Below are 21,279 nucleotides of genomic sequence, written 5' to 3'. Positions count from 1 at the left end.
TCAGGCTTTGCGAAAACGCGCGTGGATATTGTTGTGCTTGTAGCTGCCGCCTTCATCGAATTCGGTCAGCTCCATCGAGAGCGCCAGATAGCGCCTGGCAAACGCCTCGGCAAAATGCGTCTTGATGGCGTCGAATAGCGCATCGCAGGCGGCTTTCTTGACCGCGGCCGCGCGACCAGCGCCGATCTTCAGCGTGACGTGGACGAAGGCGTCGTCTTCCTTGCCATCGGCAACACGGTAGTCCGTCAACCGGATGGCGCGCGAACGGACGCCCCCGGTCGGGAACACGCCGTTCTGCGCGATCAAGGTCTCGTTGAGGACCTGTAGCAGTTGCGGAATACGGGCGTCGTCGCCCAGGTTGTCGGTGTATTCGACGATGACGTGCGGCATGACGGTCTCCTGCTCAAGCCCCGGTTTGACCCCGTTCGGGCAGCGGAAAGATCGCGTTGATCTGGCCCGTACCGGAACTGGGGAAATAGTCGGTGATGACTTCGACACCCTTGTCGTAGGCATCCCAGCCGAGCAGGCCAAGCAGCATGGCCGTGTCGTGCATGCCGCCCTCGCCCTCGCACAACGCCGCATACTCCGGCAACATCGCGCAAAAGGTCCTCCAGTCGCCCTGCTTCCACAGGTCCACCACGCGCAGGTCGACCTGCCTGAAGAACTCGCGGCTGATCTGGTGGATGGACGCTTCCGGGCTGCCGTTGTCGTTGAAGCGGTGCGAGAGCGATCCGCTGGCGAGGAACGCGACGGTGCTGTCACTCGCCTCGATGGCCTCCAGCAGCGCGGCGCCAAAGCGGCGGCTCTCGTCCAGCTTGTGCCACGCGCACCAGCCGGCAATCGACACCACCTTGAAATGCTGGTCGCTGTTCATGTAGCGCATCGGCACCAGCGTGCCGTACTCGAGTTCCAGGCTGTCGATCTCGTGCGCACGCGTGAACACGCCGCGCGCCGTTGCCGTCTCGGCAATCAGTCGGCCGAGCACCGGGTTTCCCGGATACGCATACCGCATGTCCTTGATGAAATGTGGCAGCTCGTTGCTCGTGTAGATGCCTTCGAAGCGCGCATTGCAATTGACGTGGTAACCGGCGTTGACCAGCCAGTGCACGTCGGACACGACGATGGTGTCCACGCCCAGATCCCGGCAACGCTGCCCAATGATGCGGTGCCCATCGATGGCAGCCGCCCGGCAGCCGTAGTGCTTGCCGGAAAGTTCTGACAGGTACATCGACGGTACGTGGGTGATCTTCGCGGCCAAGGCCAGCTTTCCCATGGTGTCTCCTTCCGCCCTTGTCTTTGATTGTCTTGCGTTGTCTTGCGGCGTGTCACACGCCCCAGCGCGGGATATGGTGGCTGCCCATTGAAATGCAGACGTTCTTGATCTCGGCAAATACCTCCAGACTGTACTCGCCGCCCTCGCGCCCGGTGCCGGATGCCTTCACGCCGCCAAACGGCTGACGCAGGTCGCGCACGTTCTGGCTGTTGACGAACACCATGCCCGCCTCAATGCCGCGCGCCAGTCGATGCACCTTGCCCACATCCTGTGTCCAGATATATGAGGCCAGGCCGTATTCCACGTCGTTGGCGAGCTTCAGGCCATCCGCCTCGTCCTTGAACGGGATCAGGCACGCCACGGGGCCAAAGATCTCTTCCTGGGCCACGCGCATGCGGTTATCGACGTTGGCCAGCACCGTCGGCGCGACAAAGTTGCCGTTCTTCAGGTGCTCCGGCAGACCTGCCGGCTTATCCGCCCCCCCCGCTAGAATCTTGGCGCCTTCCTGCTCGCCCAGGCGGATGTATCCCGTCACCTTTTCCCAGTGCGCGCGCGTGATCATCGAGCCGACGTTGGTTTTCTCATCCCCTGGGTCACCCACCACAAGGCGCTTGGCCCGCTCGGCAAACTTGCGCACAAAGTCGTCATACACGCTCTCCTGCACGAAGATGCGCGAGCCGGCGGTGCAGCGCTCACCGTTGATCGAGAAGATGGTGAAGAGCGATGCGTCCAACGCGCGCTCCAGATCGGCGTCATCAAAGATCAGCACGGGCGATTTGCCGCCCAGTTCCATCGAAAACTTCTTCAGGCCAGCGCGCTCCATGATCCGCTTGCCGGTGGCGGTGCCGCCCGTGAAGGACACCACGCGGACGTCCGGATGCCGCACAAGCGCATCGCCAGCGGTTGCGCCGTAGCCTTGCACCACATTCAGTACACCGGGTGGAATGCCGGCTTCCAGCGCCAGACGGCCCAGCTGATCCGCCGTCAACGGTGACAGCTCCGACATCTTCAGCACCGCCGTGTTGCCCAGCGCCAGGCACGGCGCAACCTTCCAGGTGGCCGTCATGAATGGCACGTTCCACGGCGAGATCAGCGCGCACACGCCCACCGGCTGATACAGCGTGTAGTTCAGCATCTGGTCGTCGACCGGGTATGTGCGGCCGTTGATCTGCGTGCATACCTCGGCAAAGAAGTGGAAGTTCTCCGATGCGCGCGGAATCAGCTGCTTGCTCGTCTGAGCGATCGGCAAACCGGTGTCCATCGTCTCCAGCGCGGCAAGGTGCGGCACGTTCTGCTCGATCAGCTCGCCCAGGCGGCGCATCAGCTTGGCGCGTTGCTTGGCCGGGGTATTGGCCCACGCGGGGAATGCCGCCTTGGCCGCCGCCACTGCTGCGTTGATCTCCGCCTCGCCGCCCGAAGCCACCTCGGCAATCGCCTCACCCGTGGCCGGGTTGGTGGTAATGAAACGCTCGGCGCTGTCGATTTGACGGCCGTCGATCCAGTGTTTGACGGGGTCCATGCTGACGGCATGCATGCGCGTGTTCATGCGGGCTCCTTGCTCGGTTGTTCTGCGGCGATGGTGCTGACCAATCGCCCGATGCCTTCGATTTCGGTGACGACCTCGTCGCCGGGTTGCGTGTCGGCCAAGCCCTCGGGCGTACCGGTCAGGATCATGTCGCCGGCTTCGAGCGTCATGAAGCTGGAGAACCATGCGATCAGCGCCGGGATGTCGAAGATCATGTCGCGCGTACTGCCTCCCTGCGTAACACGGCCGTTGACGGTGGTGCGCAGGGTGAGGTTCATCGGGTCGGGCACGTCGTCGCGGTCGACCAGCCATGGACCGATGGGCGTGCACGTGTCACGGCTCTTCACGCGTAGATTTGGGCGGTAGTAGTTTTCGAGGTAATCGCGAATGGCATAGTCATTGGCCACGGTGTAGCCAGCCACAACCTCATAGGCACGTTCACGCGGCACGTCGCGTGCAGTCTTGCCGATCACCACAACCAGTTCGCACTCGTAATGCATGAAGGCCACACCCGCGGGGCGCACGGTGTGCGCGCGGTGACCGATCAGCGTGTTCGGCCCCTTCAGGAATGCGAGCGGCTCTTCAGGCGCCTTGAAAGCGAGTTCCTTGGCGTGATCGGCATAGTTCAAACCCAACGCGAAGATCGTGCGCGGCTCGACCGGTGGCAACCAGATCACTTCGTTTTCATGCAGCACGCGGCCATCGGCAAGCTGCAAACGAGTGTCGTCACCAGGTACGGCGGTCGCTGCATGGATCGCCCCGTCATAGGCGATGCGTGCGCGCTTCATTGCGAGTCCTCCTGCGCGTGGCGGACCAGCCGCGTTGTCAGGGTGCCGATGTTGGCAATGTCGATATCGATGTGGTCACCAGCGCGCGCCAGCGGCGGGTTCTCTGGCATGCCGACAAGCAGCACGTCTCCCGCATTGAGCGTCATGAAGGCTGTCACGTCGGCCAACAGTTGCGCGATCGGACGCACCAGCGTTGCGGTAGAAGCGCGTTGCCTGATTTCGCCGTTGATACGCACGGTGATGTCCAGTGCGTCCTCATTGGGCACATCGCTTCGATCCACTACCCAGGGGCCGATGGGGCAGAAACCATCACGACACTTGTGACGGATCGCCGGGCGGTAGTAGCTGGCATGCGGCACGGTCAGATCATTCACGATGGTGTAGCCGGCAATGAATGCGTGAGCCTGCGCGGCGCTCACGCGTGTGGCGGTGCGGCCAATCGCCACGCCCAGGCAGGCGCCGGCCCAAACCGCGTCAACGTCGACCGGCAGAACCACATCGCGGCCGTGCCCAACAAGCGTGTTGGCCGGCTTGATGTACAGGATGGGCGCTTTGGGTGGTGCTTGGTAAGGCGGCGCGGAGAGTGCATCGTCCAACATCGCCAACTCGCCACGGTAGTTCAGCAACGCACCGACGACGACGCCCTCGACGGGTGGCAGCCAATGCTGCGTGGCACCCGCCTCGGCATCTTCAGACGCCGTTGTTGCCCATGCGATATCGTTCGCCCGACCATCCGGCAATGCCACTCTGCCTCGCCGCATCCTTGCCTCCTTGGCTTCGGGCCAGCATCAAGCCACCCATTTAATTAACATGTTAATCATCTAGCCAGATGACGGCTCTGTCAAGTCGGGAAACACTGGAACATCGGCAATGAAAAAACCGGTCACGTGGACCGGCTTTTTCAGAACGGTGGACGTGCGTCCACCATGCAGACCTATCGGACGCGCCGATGCCTGCGGAGGCAATCGACCGCGCTCAAGCCACGGCGATATGCACGCGCTTGACCACGACCGGCTGCGGCAAATCGGTCAACCCATTGGATCGCTGCACACCGTCGGCAATCAGCACGCGGGCAGCATCCTGGATCCGATCCTGGCCGGCCTCAAAGGCCGCTTGGAGCGACAACACCTGATCACCTTCCAGGCCTTCCCACAGGGCCTCGCGCGTTGCCACGCAAGTCACCTTTTCGCCATCGACCAACGCGTCGAACAGCAGGCCTTCGTTGTTGATGTCGTACGCCTCTTTCTTTTCGAACTTGATTTCCATCGTTAAAGCCCTCCGATTGCAATGGACAACAACGCACACGCTGTTGCGTGGAAACCGTGCGGGGGGGCCGGCACGATTCCGTCAAACATTGTGTCTGACCGCGAGATTCATTTTAACCATAGCTTGCGCCGCGCGTGCGAACCGCATCGGCAAAGCCAGAGAACCCGAACAAGGGCTCTAGCTCGCTATCCCAGGCGGCATCAGGGCTCGCACGCCCTTCACCATAGTTATGCTTTTTTGTCAGGACTGCGAGCGCCACCCGACTAAGCAAAGCGGGAGCCACATGCAAAGCCCGTGCCGACATGCAGGCCAGGAGACCATCATGCGCATCCAACCACACCGTTTGCGACACTTTCGTGTCAGCGCAACACTGACATTGCTGGCGCTGACAAGCGTCACGCGCGCCGTGCAGGCCGCTGATTGTGCAGCGCTGCACGTTCAAAGCCCACCGCACACGGTTGCGGTTGTTGAACTCTATACATCCGAGGGTTGTAATAGTTGCCCGCCGGCGGACCGCTGGCTGAGTCGCACGCCGGCTGACCTGCAACATTGGATTCCCCTTGCGCTGCATGTCGACTACTGGGACGGCCTCGGCTGGAAAGACACATTCGGCCGTGCGGCCTTCTCTGCGCGGCAGCGTGCACTGGGCGACGCCACGAATGCGCCAACGATCTACACGCCGGAAGTCTTCGTCTCCGGCCGCGAGTTGCGGCGCTGGGCGGATCGCGCCGACTTCTCTCGCGCTATTGCAGCACGCAACGCACAACCTGCCATGGCGGATATCACACTCGATGCCACCGCCGCGAACACGCCACGTGCAGCTCTGCAAACCCGCGCGCGCTTCACGTTGCGGCCGAGCGCAGTCAACGATGCCAGCTCAACCGTCGCGTGGATCGCACTGACACAAAACAACCTGGTGAGCCACCCAAGTGGCGGCGAGAACGGCGGTGTGGAGCTACGCCACGACCATGTCGTCAGGGAATGGATCGGGCCAATCCGGTTGACGGGCGCGAGCACGCAATGGCAAGGCGACATTCCCCTGCCCGCCAATGCGCGTTCGGCCGATGTGAATCTGACCGCCTTCATCGAGCGGCCGCGCGACGCGGAAATCCTGCAAGCGGTTTCCGCGCCGCTATGCCGTTAGGCGGCCAGACGATCAGCGCGCCGTCTCCGAGGCCGGAGAGGCACCTTGCTGCGACGTATGCAGCAGCGAGCGGCGGCGCGCATAGCCGAAGTACACCAGCAGGCCGATCACTACCCAAACCGCAAAGGCGATCCAGGTCACGGCCTGCAGATGGCTCATCAGGAACAGACACATGCCGATGGCCAGCAGCGGCACCACCGGAACGCCCGGGCAGCGGAAACCGCGATGCAGGTCCGGACGCGTACGGCGCAGCACCAGCACCGCCACCGCGATGAGCGAGAACGCTGCCAACGTACCAATGTTGATCAGTTCGGCCAGCACGTTCAGCGGCACGAACGCGGCGATCACCGCAAACACGATACCGACCACCCACGTGTTCAGGAACGGCGTCGCGTAGCGCGGGTGGATGTGCGACAGGCGCTTGGGCAGCAGCCCGTCACGTGACATGGCGAAGATGATGCGGGTCTGACCGTAAGCCATCACCAGGATCACCGTGGTCATGCCGATGATGGCACCCAGGTCAACAAAACCCGCGACCCAGCCTTCGCCCGCCATCTGCAGCGCCAGCGACACCGGGTGGTCAACGCCTGCGAACTTCGTGAACGGCACGATACCGGTCATGATGGCAGCCACCACCACATAGAGGATCGTGCAGACTGCCAGCGAACCGATGATGCCGATCGGCAGGTCGCGCTTGGGGTTGCGCACCTCTTCCGCCGCAGAGGTGACTGCGTCGAAGCCGATAAAGGCAAAGAACACGATGGCCGCGGCACCGAACACGCCCTCCATGCCGAACGGCATGAACGGTTGCCAGTTAGCCGGCTGCACGTGGCGCACGCCCACGAAGATGAACAGCAGCACCACCGTCACCTTGATCACCACCATGACGTTGTTGGCACGCGCCGATTCACGCACGCCGAACGACAGCACAGTGGTAATGAGCAGCATGATCACCAGCGCAGGCAGGTTGAACAGCGTCTGCACGCCCGGGATGGCACCCGGCGCCGCCGTCAGCGCCACCGGCAGGTGAAGGCCGAAACCCGACAACAACGATTGGAAGTAGCCGGACCAGCCGACCGACACGGCGGAAGTCGCCAGGCCATATTCGAGCATCAGGTCCCAGCCGATGATCCAGGCAACCAGCTCGCCCATCGTTGCGTAGGCGTAGGTATAGATCGAGCCCGACACGGGGATAGTCGAGGCGAACTCGGCGTAGCACAGCGCGGCAAACCCGCAGGCCAGCGCAGCAACCACAAACGACAACGTCAGCGCGGGACCGGCGGTCAGCGCGCCCGTGCCTGTGAGCACGAAGATGCCGGTGCCGATGATGGCGCCGACGCCCAGGAACGTCAGGTCCAGGGGCCCAAGGACTTTCTTCAGGCCGGTGTCGCTGTGGCCCGTGCGGATCATGTGATCCACGTTTTTGGTACGAAACAAACTCATTGACTGCGTCTCCTGTCTGCGTGCCTCCGTGGGTACGGATGCACTGTCGCGCACGTGTGGCGCGCGGCGGCGGATTTTTGCAAAAAGCGGGCATTTTACCCGTTGGCGACGTCCGCCCTTCCACATCGCCGTGATGCAGACAAGAAAATAGGACAATTCGTATCCGACTGGCGTGAGTCACAACAACTCACAACAATTGAGGCTCACTCAATCGAGTCGGCATCTTCTGCGAATAGCGTCTGTTGACGCGCGTGCGCGTCGGACTCGTACAGACGCACCCCGACGCCCAGCAACCGCACGGGAATCTGCCGCCGCTCGAAACCCTGCGTCAGCAATTTCGAGAACACCGGCAACGACACCTTCGGGTGAATACATTCGACCGTCGTGCCACGAAAATCCGCGAAGCGCAGCTTGACGTACGTCTTGTGGATCATGTCGGCGGCGCGGGCACGTTCAACGCGTGCGGCAAGCTGCTCGACGAGAATGGTCAGCTCGCGCTGGCAATCGTCGAGCGTGCGCAGGTCAGTCGCGTACGTCTCTTCCACGCTGACGGACTTGCGGATCTGCGAAGGTTGCACCTGCCGGTGGTCAACACCGCGGCAGAGGTCATGCAACCGAAAACCGAAGACGCCAAAATGCTGCTGCAACCGGTCTGTGCCCCAACTACGCAGGTCTGCGCACGTTTCAGCGCCCAGCCGGCGCAGCTTGGCGGCCGTCACCTTGCCCACACCAAACAGGCGCTCCACAGGCAGCTCGGCCACAAAGGCATCCACCTGCTCCGGTCGCACCACAAACAGGCCGTCGGGCTTTTTCCAATCGCTCGCGATCTTGGCGATGAACTTGTTGGGCGCCACCCCTGCCGACACGGTGATACCGATCTCTTCCCGCACGCGGCGGCGGATGTCCTCTGCGATGCGGGTGCCGCTGCCAGCGAGCATCGGGCTGTCGCTCACGTCGAGGTAAGCCTCGTCCAGCGAGAGCGGCTCCACCAGCGCGGTATAGCTGTGATAAATCGCGAAGATCTGGCGCGCAACCTGGCGGTACTTGTCCATGGACGGCGGCACGATCAGCAAGTCCGGACAACGCTTGACCGCCTGCGACATGGGCATTGCGGAGTGGATGCCGAACTTGCGTGCTTCGTAGTTGCAGGTGGCCACCACACCGCGCCGCTCGGGCCGCCCGCCGACAGCCAGCGGCTTGCCGACCAGGCGCGGGTCATCGCGCATCTCGATGGCGGCGTAGAAGCAGTCGCAGTCGCAGTGGATGATCTTTCGCACGGCAGAAGGCCGTCAGGACGGGCCACAGCAAGCCGCGTCAGATGCAGGCTTGCACGTTCAGGAGGAACGCAAGCGTATCAGCTTCCGCCCGGTGCGCAGCGAATGTGCACGCTCGGCTGCGCAACAATGCATTTCGCCGATACCGCAGCGCAGCATCGGCGAATGGTAGGAAGGGAGAAGCGGCTTAACGGTTGATGTCGCGTGCCACGGCGCCGAGTTCGTCGTTCAACGCATGTTGTTCGTCGCCGGACAGGCCACCGTTGTGCTGGCTGGCCATGTCGTTGGCCTCCTGACGGATGCGACGCAGGCGGTCACGCAGGCCGTCGCCGCGGTACGGATCGATATAGCCCTGCGACTGGCGCACGTCAACGCGATGGAATTCCTCAGCGAGGCGGCCCTGCACCTGCTCAAAACGGGCACGCGGATCAACCGGTGCTGGAGCCGGCGCCGGGGCGGGTTCATGCACCACCACCGTGCGAGTTTGCTGCGGCGGAGCCACCACACAGCCGGCCATAGAAGCCGCTAGCACAGCACACAGAGTCAGACGCGGAAGAATCGACATGATTGGGCTCGTATTGTCGTTGTAGAAATGCGCAAGTCGCGCAGGGACTGACGCTATCTTACGAACCGCTTTGCGTAAAGCTGTGACGATTGGTAACAGCGCGTCACAGCCGCAACATCTCGGGCTGCTCTACCGGCGGCGGGGGTTCGTCGGGTGACGGCAGATCAGGAGGAATACCCGGCGGCGATGGCTCGTCAGGGGGTGGAACAGTGTGTGCGAGATGCATCAGGCTGCGCGCGCTGCCAGTGCAACTGGCGAACGGGTTGGCGTAACGGCTGGCCGACATGGTTTCCCTCCGGGCAAAACGCATTGACAATCTAGTACGCGAACCCCACACCAACAAGTCACTCTGCCCGACCACGCATGCACGACCTGCCCACCGCACACTTCCAAGACCGCTCACTCGTCCGCATCGGAGGTGTTGACGACCCGAGCGCAGAAGGCTCAATGCTGCTGCTCGCGCCGGAGGCCGGTGGCCGACTCGTGCGCTGGCGCCATCTCGGTGAAGAGATCCTGTTCTGGCCGGAGCATGCGGACTGGTCCAACCTGGCCAAGGTACGTGGCGGCAATCCGTTGCTGTTTCCCTTCATCGGCCGGCATTTTGTCGACGGCAAGATCGGCCAGTGGCGCGACGCACGCGGGCAAGTACATACCTTGCCGCAACACGGCTTTGCACGCGACCTGCCGTTTGAGGTGGAAGACGCGAGCGACACGCACATCGTCATGCTGCTGCGCGATCGGCCGCAAACGCGCGAAGGCTATCCGTTTGCGTTCGAATTTCGCATCACATATCGACTGCTGATCGACGGGCTGGAGGCAACGTTCTCGGTCAAGCATCTCGATAACGGCGATGCCCAGGCGCCGATGCCGTTTTACGCCGGGCACCATTTCTACATCGCGCTGCCGCATACGTTGCGCAGCGCGGCTGTGCTGTCGATGCCGACATCGCGGCTTTCACGCCAGCTGGCTGACGGCAGCCTTGATACGCCAGAGCCTGGACAAGCAACGTACCACCTGGACGACCCAACGCTGCAGGACCGCTATCACCTGCTCGACAACGCCGGCGCGGCCACGCTCGCCATTCCGCCGAACGCAGACGCGCCGCTTGGCCGCCGCATCCGCATCGAAGTGGACGGCGCGCCAGTGCCCTGGCACGCCATCACCACCTGGACGGAAAACGCCACGTCCGACTTCTACTGCGTTGAGCCTTGGATGGGCCTGCCCAACGCCATCCACCACGGCGAGGGCCTGCACCTGCTCGCCCCGGGTGAAACGCGTCAGGCCACCTGCCGCCTGCGGATCACCCGATAGCAAAAGCGGCCGCGGCGAGGCTCCTAGGCCTTCTCATACGCCTGCACCGCGTCCATCACGCGCGCCGAGTACACCAGCGCCGCCCCCGCGTTGAGCGAGATCGCTACGCTCAACGCATCCGCAATCTCTTCATGCGTGGCGCCATGCTTGAGCGCTTCGGCGGTATGCACAGTGATACAGCCATCGCAACGTGTCGTCACCGCCACGGCCAGGGCAATCAGTTCACGCGTCTTGGCATCCAGGCTACCGGTCTTTGCTCCCGACAGCGTTTGATAGCCTTTGACCGTATCTGGCGTGATCTTGCCGATCTCGCCAATGCGCCCCAACAGTTCCTTCCGATACTCAACCCAGTTCAGCATGATGTGCTCCCGGTGGTGTGGCACTGGCCGGATGCCTGTGCCGTTGGAAAGAGTATTGTCTTTGTGGCCAATCCGTTGAATACTCGATTCAACCAATTTCTATCGAGATCGTCTCAATGGATGCGCTCAGCCAATTCATCCAATTGACCCGCCCACAGGCCAGTCTTGATTTGCGCTGCCTATTTCAAGGGCCATTCTCGATTCCGCATGATCCCGAGCCGAACGGTCAGGCGATCTTCCATCTGGTGCTGGCTGGCACATGTCTGGTAGAAACGGGTGGCCGCACACTCACTCTGCGCGAAGGTGATTTCATCCTCTTCCCGCGCGGCCACGCACATACCATCCATGACACGGCAAGCGCGGCCAACGCGCCCGTGCGCAAACCGCGCGCATCGCATGACGGCATGCTCCCGCTGCAACTGACCGGCCGTGGCGCTGCCGAGGTCGACCTGCTCTGCGGTCGCTTCGTGCACGAGCCTGGCTCGACCACATTGCTGGTGCGCACGCTGCCCGACCCGCTGCATGTGTCCTTGAGTGATAGTGCTTCGTTTCCAGCGCTGCAAGCCGTCATTGGCATGATGCGCAGCGAGGCTGAGACGCGCGCCCCCGGTGCGCTGGCAATCGTCACATCGTTGAGCCAAGCGCTGCTGACGCTTGCGCTGCGCGTCTACGGCCAGCGCGAGAATGCCGGCCCGGGTACGCTCACGTTGCTATCGGACACACGTCTCAGCACGTCCGTGCAAGCCATGCTCACCACGCCTGAGTATGCGTGGACCATTGATGTCCTGGCCGACCTGGCTGCCATGTCCCGCGCCACCTATGCGCGCCACTTCAAGGCACGCGCTGACATGACCGTGTGGGATTTCCTCACGCGCGTGCGCATGACCATGGCTTGCGATGCGTTGATTCATACGCGGCTGAGTGTGGGTGAAATCAGCGCCCGCGTTGGCTATCAATCCGAAGCGGCGTTCGGCAAGGCGTTCAAGCAGCAACTGGGGATGACGCCGGCGCGATACCGACGGGCAACCGCTGGGCCCGCGCGCGCGACGACCTCGTCTTGAGCTAGATCTCTTGGTCGGAGCGGCTCTGGGCGCTATCAGCAAGCGGGCTTGGATTACCCCAACCGTTCTCGAACAGCAGTTCATGGAGTGGCTGCCGCGCTGCCCACCGTTGCTGCTCCAGCATCGGCTGGTCGTAGAACTCATCTACATACCCCAGGCACAGCACTGCGATCGGTTTGGCGCCCAACGGCAGATGAAGCAGTTCGGACAACTGCTCGGGATCAAAGAGGGAGACCCACCCCATCCCGACCCCTTCAGCCCGGGCGGCGAGCCACATGTTCTGGATCGCGCAAGCGACCGAGGCAAGATCCATCTCTGGCAGCGTGCGACGGCCAAAAACATGCCGCTCGCGGCCGTCCATCAGCGCCGCCACCAGGACCTCTCCGCACTCCAGAATGCCCTCCACCTTGAGCCGCATGAAATCATCCTGCCGCTCACCCAGCGCAACGGCAGTCTGCTGGCGCTCGGTTTCGACCAGCGCGTGCACACGAGCCCGCAGGCCTCGATCTGTGATGTGGATGAAGCGCCAGGGCTGCATGAAGCCGACGCTGGGGCCAAGGTGAGCGGCTTCTAACAGACGTGTCAGCAGTGCCGCATCAAGTGGGTCGGGCCGGAAATGGCGCATGTCTCGCCGCTCGCGGATCACCCGATAGACGGCATCGACTTCGCCGTCGCTATACCGAAACTGGCTCATGACCTGAAGCCGCGCGCATACGCGTGTGATGTCCCCGAAAAAAACAAAAAGGACTTACGGCTCATCACCGTAAGTCCTTCGATTTTTCTGGTCGGGGCGAGAGGATTTGAACCTCCGACCACCTGCACCCCATGCAGGTACGCTACCAGGCTGCGCTACGCCCCGAACAAGCATGAAAGTATAACAGAGCTGCCGCACAGATGACTAGTGGGGCGCCGCGTGCGCTTAGGGTTTATCGCTGTGCAAAATTTCCAGCACCGATTGCAACGCAAGGCGCAAGCTCGGCACGTCCACCGCGCCGCCCGTCACCAGAGGTGTCGTCGCAGGGGCATCGATTTCTGACTCAGCAGCATGCACGGGCGCAGCACCCACACCATGACGCAACTCATCGAGTCGGTTGCGCGCGCCATTGATCGTGAAGCCCTGTTCGTACAGCAGCTCGCGAATACGCCGGATCAACAGCACTTCATGGTGCTGGTAATACCGACGATTGCCGCGCCGCTTGACGGGCTTGAGCTGCGTGAACTCCTGCTCCCAATAGCGCAACACGTGCGGTTTGACAGCACACAGATCACTCACCTCACCAATGGTGAAGTAGCGCTTGGCAGGAATCGGCGGCAGGTTGACCCGCTCCGTGTGTTTATCGGCGGCCATGAAGGGCAGGCGAAAAGATCCGGGGTGGACGGAACAGCAGAAACAACGGAATTACAGAGCGACAGAATTACGCAACGCCCGCAGGCATCGGCTCGACACGCTCTTCAACGAGCGCCTTGAGCTTCTGGCTTGCGTGGAACGTGACGACACGGCGCGCCGTGATCGGGATGATCTCCCCGGTCTTCGGATTGCGGCCCGGGCGCTGCGGCTTATCGCGCAACTGGAAGTTGCCGAAGCCGGACAGTTTGACACTGTCCCCCTGTTCGAGCGCCTCGCGAATCACGTCGAAAAACGCCTCGACCATGTCCTTCGATTCACGCTTGTTCAGACCGACCTGCTCGAACAGCATCTCGGCAAGCTCGGCCTTGGTGAGCGTCGGCACGTCTTGGCCGCGCGCATCACGCGCGTCAGCCAGAGCTGCCGAAGAAGAACCGAGCGAGTCGTCCAAAGATGCCGCCAGCGCGGGCGCGTGTTGATCGTTCATAGGATTCGCTTGGGCGTTGATCGATCCGAATGCGGAGTTTCGTTCGAGCTGTCTCTAGCGCAATGCGGACGTCTGAGACGTCAGGCACGCAGGCGCGCGCCGAATGCATCGCCGGCCGCTCGAATCAGTTGCTGTGTGGCGGCCTCGACAATGTCGTCCTGAAGGGTGCTGTCAGTATCTTGCAACGTAATTCTGAAGGCAAGGCTTTTCTCCTGCGCTCCAATGGCCGCCGTAGCGGCCTTCGGACGGAACTCGTCGAACAGCACAACCCCCTGCAGATAACGTTGCCATGGCGCGCCGACGGCAGTCTTCTCGAAGGTATCCACGAGATCTTGAACTGCTACGTCCTGTCGCACGACCAGTGCGATGTCGCGCGTCACGGCCGGCACGCGCGGCACTTCACGATACTTCGGCAAACCGATCGCGGTGATAGCGTCGAGCTCCAACTCCCACACCACCGGTGCGGTCGGCAGATCGTACTTTTGCAGCCAGCGCGGATGCAGCTCACCGATCCAGCCGATGGCGCGATCATTCAGCACCACACGTGCGGAGCGCCCCGGATGCAGCGCCGGATGCTCAGCGCGCTCGAAGCGTGCCTGCAGCGGCCACAACAACGATTCCACATCGCCCTTCACATCGAAGAAATCAACAGCACGCGTTTGCACGCCCCACTGCTCTCCCTTGGCCGGGCCGTAAGCGATACCACCCGCCATCATCGGTTGCGCGTAGCCAGCGATCGACAGACCACCGTCAGCCACGCCCGCATCGCGATGGAAAACACGGCCCACCTCGAACATGCGCACGCGCGAAGCCTTGCGATTCAGGTTGTAACGCACCTTGTCGAGCAGGCCGCCGATGAGCGTGCTGCGCATCACCGAGTACTGGCTGGCGATCGGGTTCAGCAGCGGAATCGGGTTGGTATTGCCAGCAAAATCGGCTTCCCACTCCGTCTCGACGAAAGCAAAGTTGACGACCTCGTGGTAGTCGCGCGCGGCCACCGCGTGACGGACATCGTGCATCGTGCGGCGTGCCTCGTCGGTCGAGCGCATCTCATTTTCAGCAACGGGCGGCTTGGCCGGAATCTGCTCGAAGCCGTAAATGCGGGCGACCTCTTCAATCAGGTCTTCCTCGATCTCGAGGTCAAAACGATACGACGGTGGCTCGACGATGAACACATCGCCATCCACGCTGAACGTGAGGGCGAGACGCTTGAACACATCCGCCACAACTTCATGCGACAGCGGAATGCCGAGCACACGCGCGGCACGCGCCACGCGCATACGTACCGGCTCGCGCCTTGGCAGATTGACGATCTGATCATCGATCGGGCCGGCCTGGCCGCCGCAGATTTCGAGGATCAGCGCGCTGATGCGCTCGATATGCTCAACGGTGGTCGCGTAATCGACGCCGCGCTCGAAGCGGTGGCCGGCGTCGGTCGAGAAGTTGTAGCGACGGCCGCGCCCCTGAATCGCCTCAGGCCACCAGAACGCAGCTTCAACGTAGATGTTTTGCGTGTCGAGCGTGACGGCGGTCTTGTCGCCGCCCATGATGCCAGCCAGGCTTTCGATAGCCTGCTCGTCGGCAATCACGCCAACTTTCTCGTCGACCTTGATGGTGTCGCCGTTGAGCAGCTTGAGCTCTTCGCCCGCCTTGCCCCAGCGCACCGTCAGGCCGCCGTGGATCTTGTCCAGATCAAACACATGCGACGGGCGGCCCAGCTCCAGCATCACGTAGTTGGAGATATCGACCAGTGCAGACACGCTGCGCATGCCCGCACGTTCGATGCGCGAGACCATCCATGCCGGTGTCTTCGCGTGTGCGTTCACGCCGCGGATGATGCGGCCCGAAAAGCGGCCGCACAGGTCCGGCGCTTCCACCTTGACCGGCAGCTTGTCAGCGAGCGTCACGGCCACCGGCGCCATCGACGGCATCGCAATCGGTGCGCCCGTCAGCGCAGACACTTCACGCGCCACACCATGAATCGACAGGCAGTCCGCCTTGTTGGGCGTGAGCTTGATGACGAAGATCTGGTCATCCAGATCCAGCACCTTGCGGATGTCCGCTCCGACCGGCGTATCTTCCGGCAGGATCAGCAGGCCACCGTGGTCTTCCGACAGCTTCAGCTCGCGCGCTGAGCACAGCATGCCGTAGCTCTCCACGCCGCGCAGCTTGCCGACCTTGATCTTGAAAGGCTTGCCGTCTTCACCCGGCGGCAGTTCGGCACCCACCATTGCGCACGGCACTTTGATGCCCACCGAAACATTCGGTGCGCCGCAAACAATTTGCAGCAGCTCGCCCGTGCCCGCATCGACCTTGCAGACGTTCAGGCGATCGGCGTCCGGGTGCTTGTTCACCTCGACCACATGGCCGACGACGATCTGCGAGAACGGCGGCGCGACGGGGTCGACCTCTTCCACTTCGAGGCCCGCCATCGTCAGGCGATGGGAAAGCTCGTCAGTGGTGATCGGCGGATTGACGAAACTGCGAAGCCAGGATTCCGGAAATTGCATGGCGCGACAGAAAGAAGAATTCGATTAACGGGGCAAGGTGACGAAACTGCGAACGATCAGTTCTTACGCGAACTGCCGCAGGAAACGCACATCACCCTCGAAGAACAGGCGCAGATCATTAATGCCATAGCGCAGCATCGTCAGGCGCTCTAGGCCGGAGCCGAACGCAAAGCCGATGTAACGCTCCGGGTCCAGGCCCATGTTGCGCACCACGGTCGGGTGCACCTGGCCGGAACCGGAAATCTCCAGCCATTTGCCGTTGCCGAACGCCATGTCGATCTCGGCCGACGGCTCGGTGAACGGGAAGTACGACGGGCGGAAGCGCACGTTGATGTCGTCGCGCTCGAAAAATTTGCGCAGGAAGTCGGTGTAGACGCCCTTCAGGTCGGCAAAGCTGATGTTGTCGGCAATCCAGAGGCCTTCGACCTGGTGGAACATCGGCGAGTGCGTGGCGTCGCTGTCAACGCGATACGTGCGGCCCGGCGCGATGACCTTGATCGGGGGGATGCGGTCGAGGTGCTTGTACTTCTCGACGTGCATGCGGGCGTAGCGCACCTGCATCGGGCTGGTGTGCGTGCGCAGCAGCAGAAGCTTGTCTTCGCTGTCGCGGCCATCGATGTAGAAGGTGTCCTGCATCGAGCGCGCCGGATGGTTGTCCGGGTTGTTCAGCGCCGTGAAATTCATCCAGTCGGATTCGATTTCGGGGCCGTCGGCCACATCGAAACCAATCGAACCGAAGATCTTGGCGACGCGCTCCCAGGTGTTCATCACCGGGTGCAGGCTACCTTCGGCCACATCGCGGCCAGGCAGCGTCACGTCGATTGCTTCGGCGGCCAGACGCGCATTCATGAGCGCATCGGCGAGCGCCTGGCGGCGGGCGGTCAGGGCTTCTTCAACGCGGCTCTTGGCCTGGTTGATGCGCGCGCCTTCGGACTTGCGCGTCTCCGGATCGAGCTTACCGAGGCCCTTGAGCAAGTCGGTCAGCACGCCGGACTTGCCGAGAAAGCGTGCTTTCTCGTTTTCCAGCGAGGCGTTGTCCTCTACAGAGGCAAACGCGGTTTGGGCATCAGCGACGACTTGATCCAGATCCAGTGACATGGGAAGGCGGGCGAAAAAATTCGGGTGATTCGGGATCGCGGAATACGCGGAATAAAAAACGGGGCTCGGTAAGAGCCCCGTCAGGGTGACTAGCCGGCAAACTGTTGGGCAATTCCAGCGGCTTGCCCGGCTAATCCAATCAGGCGACGTTGGCTTTCACCTGGTTCACGATGGCGGCAAAAGCCACCTTGTCGTGAATGGCCATGTCCGACAGCACCTTGCGGTCCAGCTCGATGGACGCCTTCTTCAGGCCGTTCATGAACTTGCTGTAGGTCAGGCCATGCTCGCGTGCGCCAGCGTTGATACGTGCAATCCAGAGTGCGCGGAACACGCGCTTCTTGTTGCGACGATCGCGGTAAGCGTACTGACCAGCACGCATGACCGCCTGCTTGGCGATGCGATAGACGTTATTGCGGCGGCCGCGGTAACCCTTGGCTGCGCTGATAACCTTCTTATGACGGGCCCGCGCTGTGACCCCACGTTTTACTCGAGGCATGAAATGCTCCTTTCGTAGTTAGTTAGGGTTAGGCGTACGGCATCATTGCGCGAACGGACTTCAGGTTCGTCTCATGGACGCCCTCGGTACCGCGCAGGTGACGCTTGTTCTTGGTGGTCTTCTTGGTCAGGATGTGACGCTTGAAGGCTTGGCCACGTTTGATCGTGCCACCAGGACGGGCAGTAAAGCGCTTGGAGGCGCTTTTCTTCGTCTTCATCTTCGGCATGGAACAACTCCGCTTTTGACATGAAGCCAGGTGGACGGCTGGCGCCGACACTTGCAAGACCCGGACTCACTTGTTGTATCGCGGCAGGCTCGGGGCTTTCACCCCTAACCCGCTGCGTTTTCCGACGTTTCCGTCTGAAACCTGCTCAGCGCAGCCGGAATCGTCCGGCCGCCACTGCATTACTTTTTCTTCTTGGGTGCCAACATCATCACTGCCTGGCGGCCTTCCATCTTCGGCATCTGCTCAACCTGACCGAGTTCTTCCAGGTCAGTCTTGATACGCTCCAGCACGCGCATGCCCAATTCCTGGTGAGCCATTTCGCGGCCGCGGAAACGCAAGGTAACTTTTACCCTGTCACCATCCTCAAGGAAGCGCGTCGCATTGCGCATCTTGACGTCGTAGTCGTTGTCGTCGGTGCCAGGACGGAATTTGACTTCCTTCACCTGGATAACCTTCTGCTTCAGCTTGGCCTCGTGAGCCTTTTTCTGTTCTGAATACCGGAACTTGCCATAGTCCATCAGACGGCAGACGGGCGGCTGCGCGGTCGGCGCGATCTCGACCAGGTCGACGTCTTTTTCTTCTGCCAGACGCAATGCGTCAAACAGTTTGACGATGCCGAGCTGTTCCCCTTCAACCCCGGTCAGCCGGACTTCCGGCGCGGTGATTTCGCGGTTGAGGCGGTGAGATGACTTATCGGTAGCGATGTTGAATATCCTCAAAGATTCAAAAAAACAGGCCGCGCCCAGCTCATGACTTGTTGGCGAGATCGTTCTGCAGTCGCTCAACGAACGCCGACAGCGGCATGGAGCCTAGATCGACGTTGCCACGGGCACGCACGGCCACCTGATTTTCATCCCGCTCTTTGTCACCCACCACAATCTGATAGGGGACCTTCTGCACGGAATGCTCGCGGATTTTATACCCAATCTTCTCATTCCGCAAATCAACAACCGCCCTAAATCCTTGTTTTTGCAGGGATTGCACAACGGATTGTGCGTATTCGGCGTGCGAATCGGTGATGCTGAGCACGGCAACCTGCACCGGCGAAAGCCACGTCGGCAGTGCACCGGCATATTGCTCGATCAAGATACCGATAAAGCGCTCCAGGCTGCCCACGATGGCGCGGTGCAGCATGATGGGGCGATGGCGTGCGCCGTCCTCACCAACAAACTCGGCGTCAAGGCGTTCCGGCAGGTTCGGATCGACCTGGATCGTGCCGCACTGCCACTGGCGCCCGAGTGCATCTTTAAGCACATATTCGATCTTCGGGCCATAGAACGCGCCCTCGCCCGGGAGGTATTCGAACTCACACCCCGACGCGCGCAGGCCTTCGGCCAGAGCCGCCTCGGCGCGGTCCCAGCTTTCTTCGGTGCCGATGCGTTTCTCCGGGCGCGTGGACAGCTTGTAGAGAATCTCGGTAAAGCCAAAATCCTTGTAGACCTTCTGCAGCAGCGTCGTGAACGCCGTGACTTCGGCCTGAATCATGTCTTCAGTGCAGAAGATATGGCCGTCGTCTTGCGTGAAGCCGCGCACGCGCATGATGCCGTGCAGGCCGCCCGAGGGCTCGTTGCGGTGACAGGCGCCAAACTCGCCGAAGCGCAGCGGCAGATCACGGTAGCTCTTGATGCCCTGCTTATAGATGAGGATGTGGCCGGGGCAATTCATCGGCTTGAGCGCGTATTCGCGCTTTTCCGATTCCGTGATGAACATGTTCTCGCGGTACTTGTCCCAGTGGCCGGTCTTCTCCCACAGCGACTTGTCGAGAATCTGGGGGCCCTTCACTTCCTGATAGCCATTCTCGCGGTACACGCGGCGCATGTACTGCTCGATCTCTTGCCACAGCGTCCAGCCCTTGGGGTGCCAGAACACCGTGCCGGGCGAGTACTCGTCGATATGGAACAGATCGAGCTCGCGGCCAAGCTTGCGGTGGTCGCGCTTCTCGGCCTCTTCCAGCATGCGCAGATAGGCTTCCTGGTCTTCCTTCTTGGCCCAGGCTGTGCCGTAGATGCGCTGGAGCATCTCGTTGTTGTGGTCGCCACGCCAGTAGGCGCCGGCCACCTTCATCAGCTTGAAGACCTTGAGCTTGCCCGTGGACGGCACGTGCGGGCCACGGCACAGATCCACGAAATTGCCTTCGCGGTACAGACCGATTTCCTGATCCTGCGGAATGGACGCGATGATCTCGGCCTTGTACTTCTCGCCCATGCCCTCGAACAGCTTGACGGCTTCGTCGCGGTTCCAGACCTCACGCGTAACTTTCTCGTCTTTCTTGGCGAGCTCGGCCATCTTCTTCTCGATAGCGATGAGGTCTTCCGGCGTGAAGGGACGCTTGTAAGCGAAGTCGTAGTAGAAACCGTTGTCGATGACCGGACCGATCGTGACCTGCGCGTCGGGGTACAACTCCTTGACGGCGTAGGCCAGCAAGTGAGCCGTCGAGTGGCGAATCACGTCGACGCCGTCGGCGTCCTTGTCCGTGATGATGGCGAGCTTGGCATCGCGGTCGATCGTGTAGCTCGTGTCGACCATCTGGCCATCCACGCGACCAGCCAGCGCAGCCTTGGCCAGCCCCGCACTGATGCTCTGCGCCACTTCAGCCACCGTCACCGGGCCGGGAAACTCGCGCCGGGAACCGTCCGGCAACGTGATTGCGATCATGCTTGCTCCTGTGGAGTCGCCGTCGTGCGCTTCAGACGCGCACAGCGGCTGTCATTCTGTCGTGCGCCGCGCCGAACTGGCGTGGCAGGTTGTCGAATCGGATGCCGAACGGGCACCCCAAAGTGCTCTCAGCTTGATCGCCCCGCGTGACGCGAAATCGCGGACGAAAAAAAACGCGGCCAAGGCCGCGTTTTCATTTGCGCTATCTACCGCTTGGGCAGACCGCAAAGGGCGAAAAACGCACCTTGACTACTGTCGCTCCGAAGCGGTTGTAGTTCGCGGTGCCTGAATCATATTCGCCTAGTTTCAGTTGTACGGGACGAACCCGAGGGATGACGGCTTGGACATCCTACCCGACGCGTCCTGCTAAATGCGTTGGTAGGCTCGATTGGACTCGAACCAACGACCCCCACCATGTCAAGGTGGTGCTCTAACCAGCTGAGCTACGAGCCT

Annotated in this window: 23 protein-coding genes and 2 tRNA genes; 3 read left to right on the top strand and 22 right to left on the bottom strand. The window is 61.8% G+C overall.

Going from position 1 to position 21,279, the window contains the following annotated elements; all coding sequences use genetic code 11:
• From R2N11_RS13815 to R2N11_RS13790, 6 genes are all read right to left on the bottom strand, one after another.
• Complete coding sequence (locus R2N11_RS13815; protein WP_199029916.1) at positions 1 to 390, bottom strand: 5-carboxymethyl-2-hydroxymuconate Delta-isomerase; 390 nt, start codon at positions 388 to 390, stop codon at positions 1 to 3.
• A gap of 13 nt (positions 391 to 403) precedes the next feature.
• Positions 404 to 1,273: a 3,4-dihydroxyphenylacetate 2,3-dioxygenase gene (gene hpaD, locus R2N11_RS13810; RefSeq protein WP_316681430.1), complete on the bottom strand. Its 870-nt coding sequence runs from the start codon at positions 1,271 to 1,273 to the stop codon at positions 404 to 406.
• A gap of 52 nt (positions 1,274 to 1,325) precedes the next feature.
• Entirely contained in the window at positions 1,326 to 2,807 is a 1,482-nt protein-coding gene (gene hpaE / locus R2N11_RS13805) for a 5-carboxymethyl-2-hydroxymuconate semialdehyde dehydrogenase (RefSeq protein WP_316681549.1), read from the bottom strand.
• Between the two features lie 8 nt (positions 2,808 to 2,815).
• A complete protein-coding gene (locus R2N11_RS13800; protein ID WP_316681429.1) occupies positions 2,816 to 3,586 on the bottom strand; it encodes a fumarylacetoacetate hydrolase family protein in 771 nt (256 codons plus the stop codon).
• Positions 3,583 to 4,347: a fumarylacetoacetate hydrolase family protein gene (locus R2N11_RS13795; protein WP_316681428.1), complete on the bottom strand. Its 765-nt coding sequence runs from the start codon at positions 4,345 to 4,347 to the stop codon at positions 3,583 to 3,585. The genes R2N11_RS13800 and R2N11_RS13795 overlap by 4 nt, the downstream gene beginning before the upstream one ends.
• A 214-nt stretch (positions 4,348 to 4,561) precedes the next feature.
• Entirely contained in the window at positions 4,562 to 4,852 is a 291-nt protein-coding gene (locus R2N11_RS13790) for a DUF1488 family protein (RefSeq protein ID WP_199032908.1), read from the bottom strand.
• A 322-nt stretch (positions 4,853 to 5,174) separates the two neighbouring features.
• Here R2N11_RS13790 and R2N11_RS13785 point away from each other — a divergent pair, with 322 nt between their 5' ends.
• Entirely contained in the window at positions 5,175 to 5,996 is an 822-nt protein-coding gene (locus R2N11_RS13785) for a DUF1223 domain-containing protein (protein WP_316681427.1), read from the top strand.
• A 12-nt stretch (positions 5,997 to 6,008) separates the two neighbouring features.
• Here the strand turns inward: R2N11_RS13785 and bcaP are convergent, their stop codons facing one another.
• The 4 genes from bcaP to R2N11_RS13765 all read right to left on the bottom strand — a co-directional run bounded on the left by bcaP (position 6,009) and on the right by R2N11_RS13765 (position 9,564).
• Positions 6,009 to 7,439 carry a branched-chain amino acid transporter BcaP gene (gene bcaP, locus R2N11_RS13780; RefSeq protein ID WP_199032910.1) on the bottom strand — a complete coding sequence of 477 codons (1,431 nt, stop codon included), beginning with the start codon at positions 7,437 to 7,439 and terminating at the stop codon, positions 6,009 to 6,011.
• Positions 7,440 to 7,642: 203 nt separating this feature from the next.
• Positions 7,643 to 8,716 carry a DNA polymerase IV gene (gene dinB / locus R2N11_RS13775; RefSeq protein ID WP_199032911.1) on the bottom strand — a complete coding sequence of 358 codons (1,074 nt, stop codon included), beginning with the start codon at positions 8,714 to 8,716 and terminating at the stop codon, positions 7,643 to 7,645.
• Positions 8,717 to 8,900: 184 nt separating this feature from the next.
• Positions 8,901 to 9,278 (bottom strand): hypothetical protein, encoded by a 378-nt coding sequence (locus tag R2N11_RS13770; protein WP_199032912.1) that lies wholly within the window; start codon positions 9,276 to 9,278, stop codon positions 8,901 to 8,903.
• Positions 9,279 to 9,381: 103 nt separating this feature from the next.
• Entirely contained in the window at positions 9,382 to 9,564 is a 183-nt protein-coding gene (locus tag R2N11_RS13765) for a hypothetical protein (RefSeq protein ID WP_199032915.1), read from the bottom strand.
• 77 nt (positions 9,565 to 9,641) lie between these two features.
• Here R2N11_RS13765 and R2N11_RS13760 point away from each other — a divergent pair, with 77 nt between their 5' ends.
• Positions 9,642 to 10,589: an aldose epimerase family protein gene (locus R2N11_RS13760; protein WP_316681426.1), complete on the top strand. Its 948-nt coding sequence runs from the start codon at positions 9,642 to 9,644 to the stop codon at positions 10,587 to 10,589.
• Positions 10,590 to 10,612: 23 nt separating this feature from the next.
• Here the strand turns inward: R2N11_RS13760 and R2N11_RS13755 are convergent, their stop codons facing one another.
• On the bottom strand, positions 10,613 to 10,948 hold the full coding sequence (locus tag R2N11_RS13755; protein ID WP_021194672.1) for a carboxymuconolactone decarboxylase family protein: 336 nt from the start codon (positions 10,946 to 10,948) through the stop codon (positions 10,613 to 10,615).
• A 116-nt stretch (positions 10,949 to 11,064) separates the two neighbouring features.
• Here R2N11_RS13755 and R2N11_RS13750 point away from each other — a divergent pair, with 116 nt between their 5' ends.
• The gene (locus R2N11_RS13750; RefSeq protein WP_199030475.1) at positions 11,065 to 12,009 is read left to right on the top strand and encodes a cupin domain-containing protein; all 945 of its coding nucleotides are present in this window, start codon (positions 11,065 to 11,067) and stop codon (positions 12,007 to 12,009) included.
• 1 nt (position 12,010) lies between these two features.
• Here R2N11_RS13750 and bluB read toward each other — a convergent pair whose 3' ends face one another.
• The 11 genes from bluB to R2N11_RS13695 all read right to left on the bottom strand — a co-directional run bounded on the left by bluB (position 12,011) and on the right by R2N11_RS13695 (position 21,279).
• Positions 12,011 to 12,703 carry a 5,6-dimethylbenzimidazole synthase gene (bluB, locus tag R2N11_RS13745; protein WP_316681425.1) on the bottom strand — a complete coding sequence of 231 codons (693 nt, stop codon included), beginning with the start codon at positions 12,701 to 12,703 and terminating at the stop codon, positions 12,011 to 12,013.
• Positions 12,704 to 12,791: 88 nt separating this feature from the next.
• A tRNA-Pro gene (locus R2N11_RS13740) sits at positions 12,792 to 12,868 on the bottom strand.
• A gap of 60 nt (positions 12,869 to 12,928) precedes the next feature.
• Positions 12,929 to 13,357: a MerR family transcriptional regulator gene (locus tag R2N11_RS13735; RefSeq protein ID WP_316681424.1), complete on the bottom strand. Its 429-nt coding sequence runs from the start codon at positions 13,355 to 13,357 to the stop codon at positions 12,929 to 12,931.
• Between the two features lie 67 nt (positions 13,358 to 13,424).
• The gene (locus R2N11_RS13730) at positions 13,425 to 13,841 is read right to left on the bottom strand and encodes an integration host factor subunit alpha (RefSeq protein WP_199030472.1); all 417 of its coding nucleotides are present in this window, start codon (positions 13,839 to 13,841) and stop codon (positions 13,425 to 13,427) included.
• An 80-nt stretch (positions 13,842 to 13,921) separates the two neighbouring features.
• Positions 13,922 to 16,351 carry a phenylalanine--tRNA ligase subunit beta gene (gene pheT, locus R2N11_RS13725; RefSeq protein WP_316681423.1) on the bottom strand — a complete coding sequence of 810 codons (2,430 nt, stop codon included), beginning with the start codon at positions 16,349 to 16,351 and terminating at the stop codon, positions 13,922 to 13,924.
• Positions 16,352 to 16,414: 63 nt separating this feature from the next.
• The gene (gene pheS / locus R2N11_RS13720) at positions 16,415 to 17,443 is read right to left on the bottom strand and encodes a phenylalanine--tRNA ligase subunit alpha (RefSeq protein ID WP_316681548.1); all 1,029 of its coding nucleotides are present in this window, start codon (positions 17,441 to 17,443) and stop codon (positions 16,415 to 16,417) included.
• Between the two features lie 145 nt (positions 17,444 to 17,588).
• Positions 17,589 to 17,945 (bottom strand): 50S ribosomal protein L20, encoded by a 357-nt coding sequence (gene rplT, locus R2N11_RS13715; RefSeq protein WP_012762124.1) that lies wholly within the window; start codon positions 17,943 to 17,945, stop codon positions 17,589 to 17,591.
• Between the two features lie 28 nt (positions 17,946 to 17,973).
• Positions 17,974 to 18,171: a 50S ribosomal protein L35 gene (gene rpmI, locus R2N11_RS13710; protein WP_004636003.1), complete on the bottom strand. Its 198-nt coding sequence runs from the start codon at positions 18,169 to 18,171 to the stop codon at positions 17,974 to 17,976.
• A 179-nt stretch (positions 18,172 to 18,350) separates the two neighbouring features.
• Positions 18,351 to 18,890 (bottom strand): translation initiation factor IF-3, encoded by a 540-nt coding sequence (infC, locus tag R2N11_RS13705; protein ID WP_199030477.1) that lies wholly within the window; start codon positions 18,888 to 18,890, stop codon positions 18,351 to 18,353.
• A 28-nt stretch (positions 18,891 to 18,918) separates the two neighbouring features.
• Positions 18,919 to 20,826, bottom strand: coding sequence for a threonine--tRNA ligase (gene thrS, locus R2N11_RS13700; protein WP_316681422.1), 1,908 nt, complete (start codon positions 20,824 to 20,826; stop codon positions 18,919 to 18,921).
• A 376-nt stretch (positions 20,827 to 21,202) separates the two neighbouring features.
• A tRNA-Val gene (locus R2N11_RS13695) sits at positions 21,203 to 21,279 on the bottom strand.

The organism is Ralstonia flaminis (assembly GCF_958415495.1).
Lineage (GTDB): Bacteria > Pseudomonadota > Gammaproteobacteria > Burkholderiales > Burkholderiaceae > Ralstonia > Ralstonia flaminis.
Note: the sequence above shows the minus strand (reverse complement) of the source record. Positions and strands in the feature narration are given on the sequence as shown.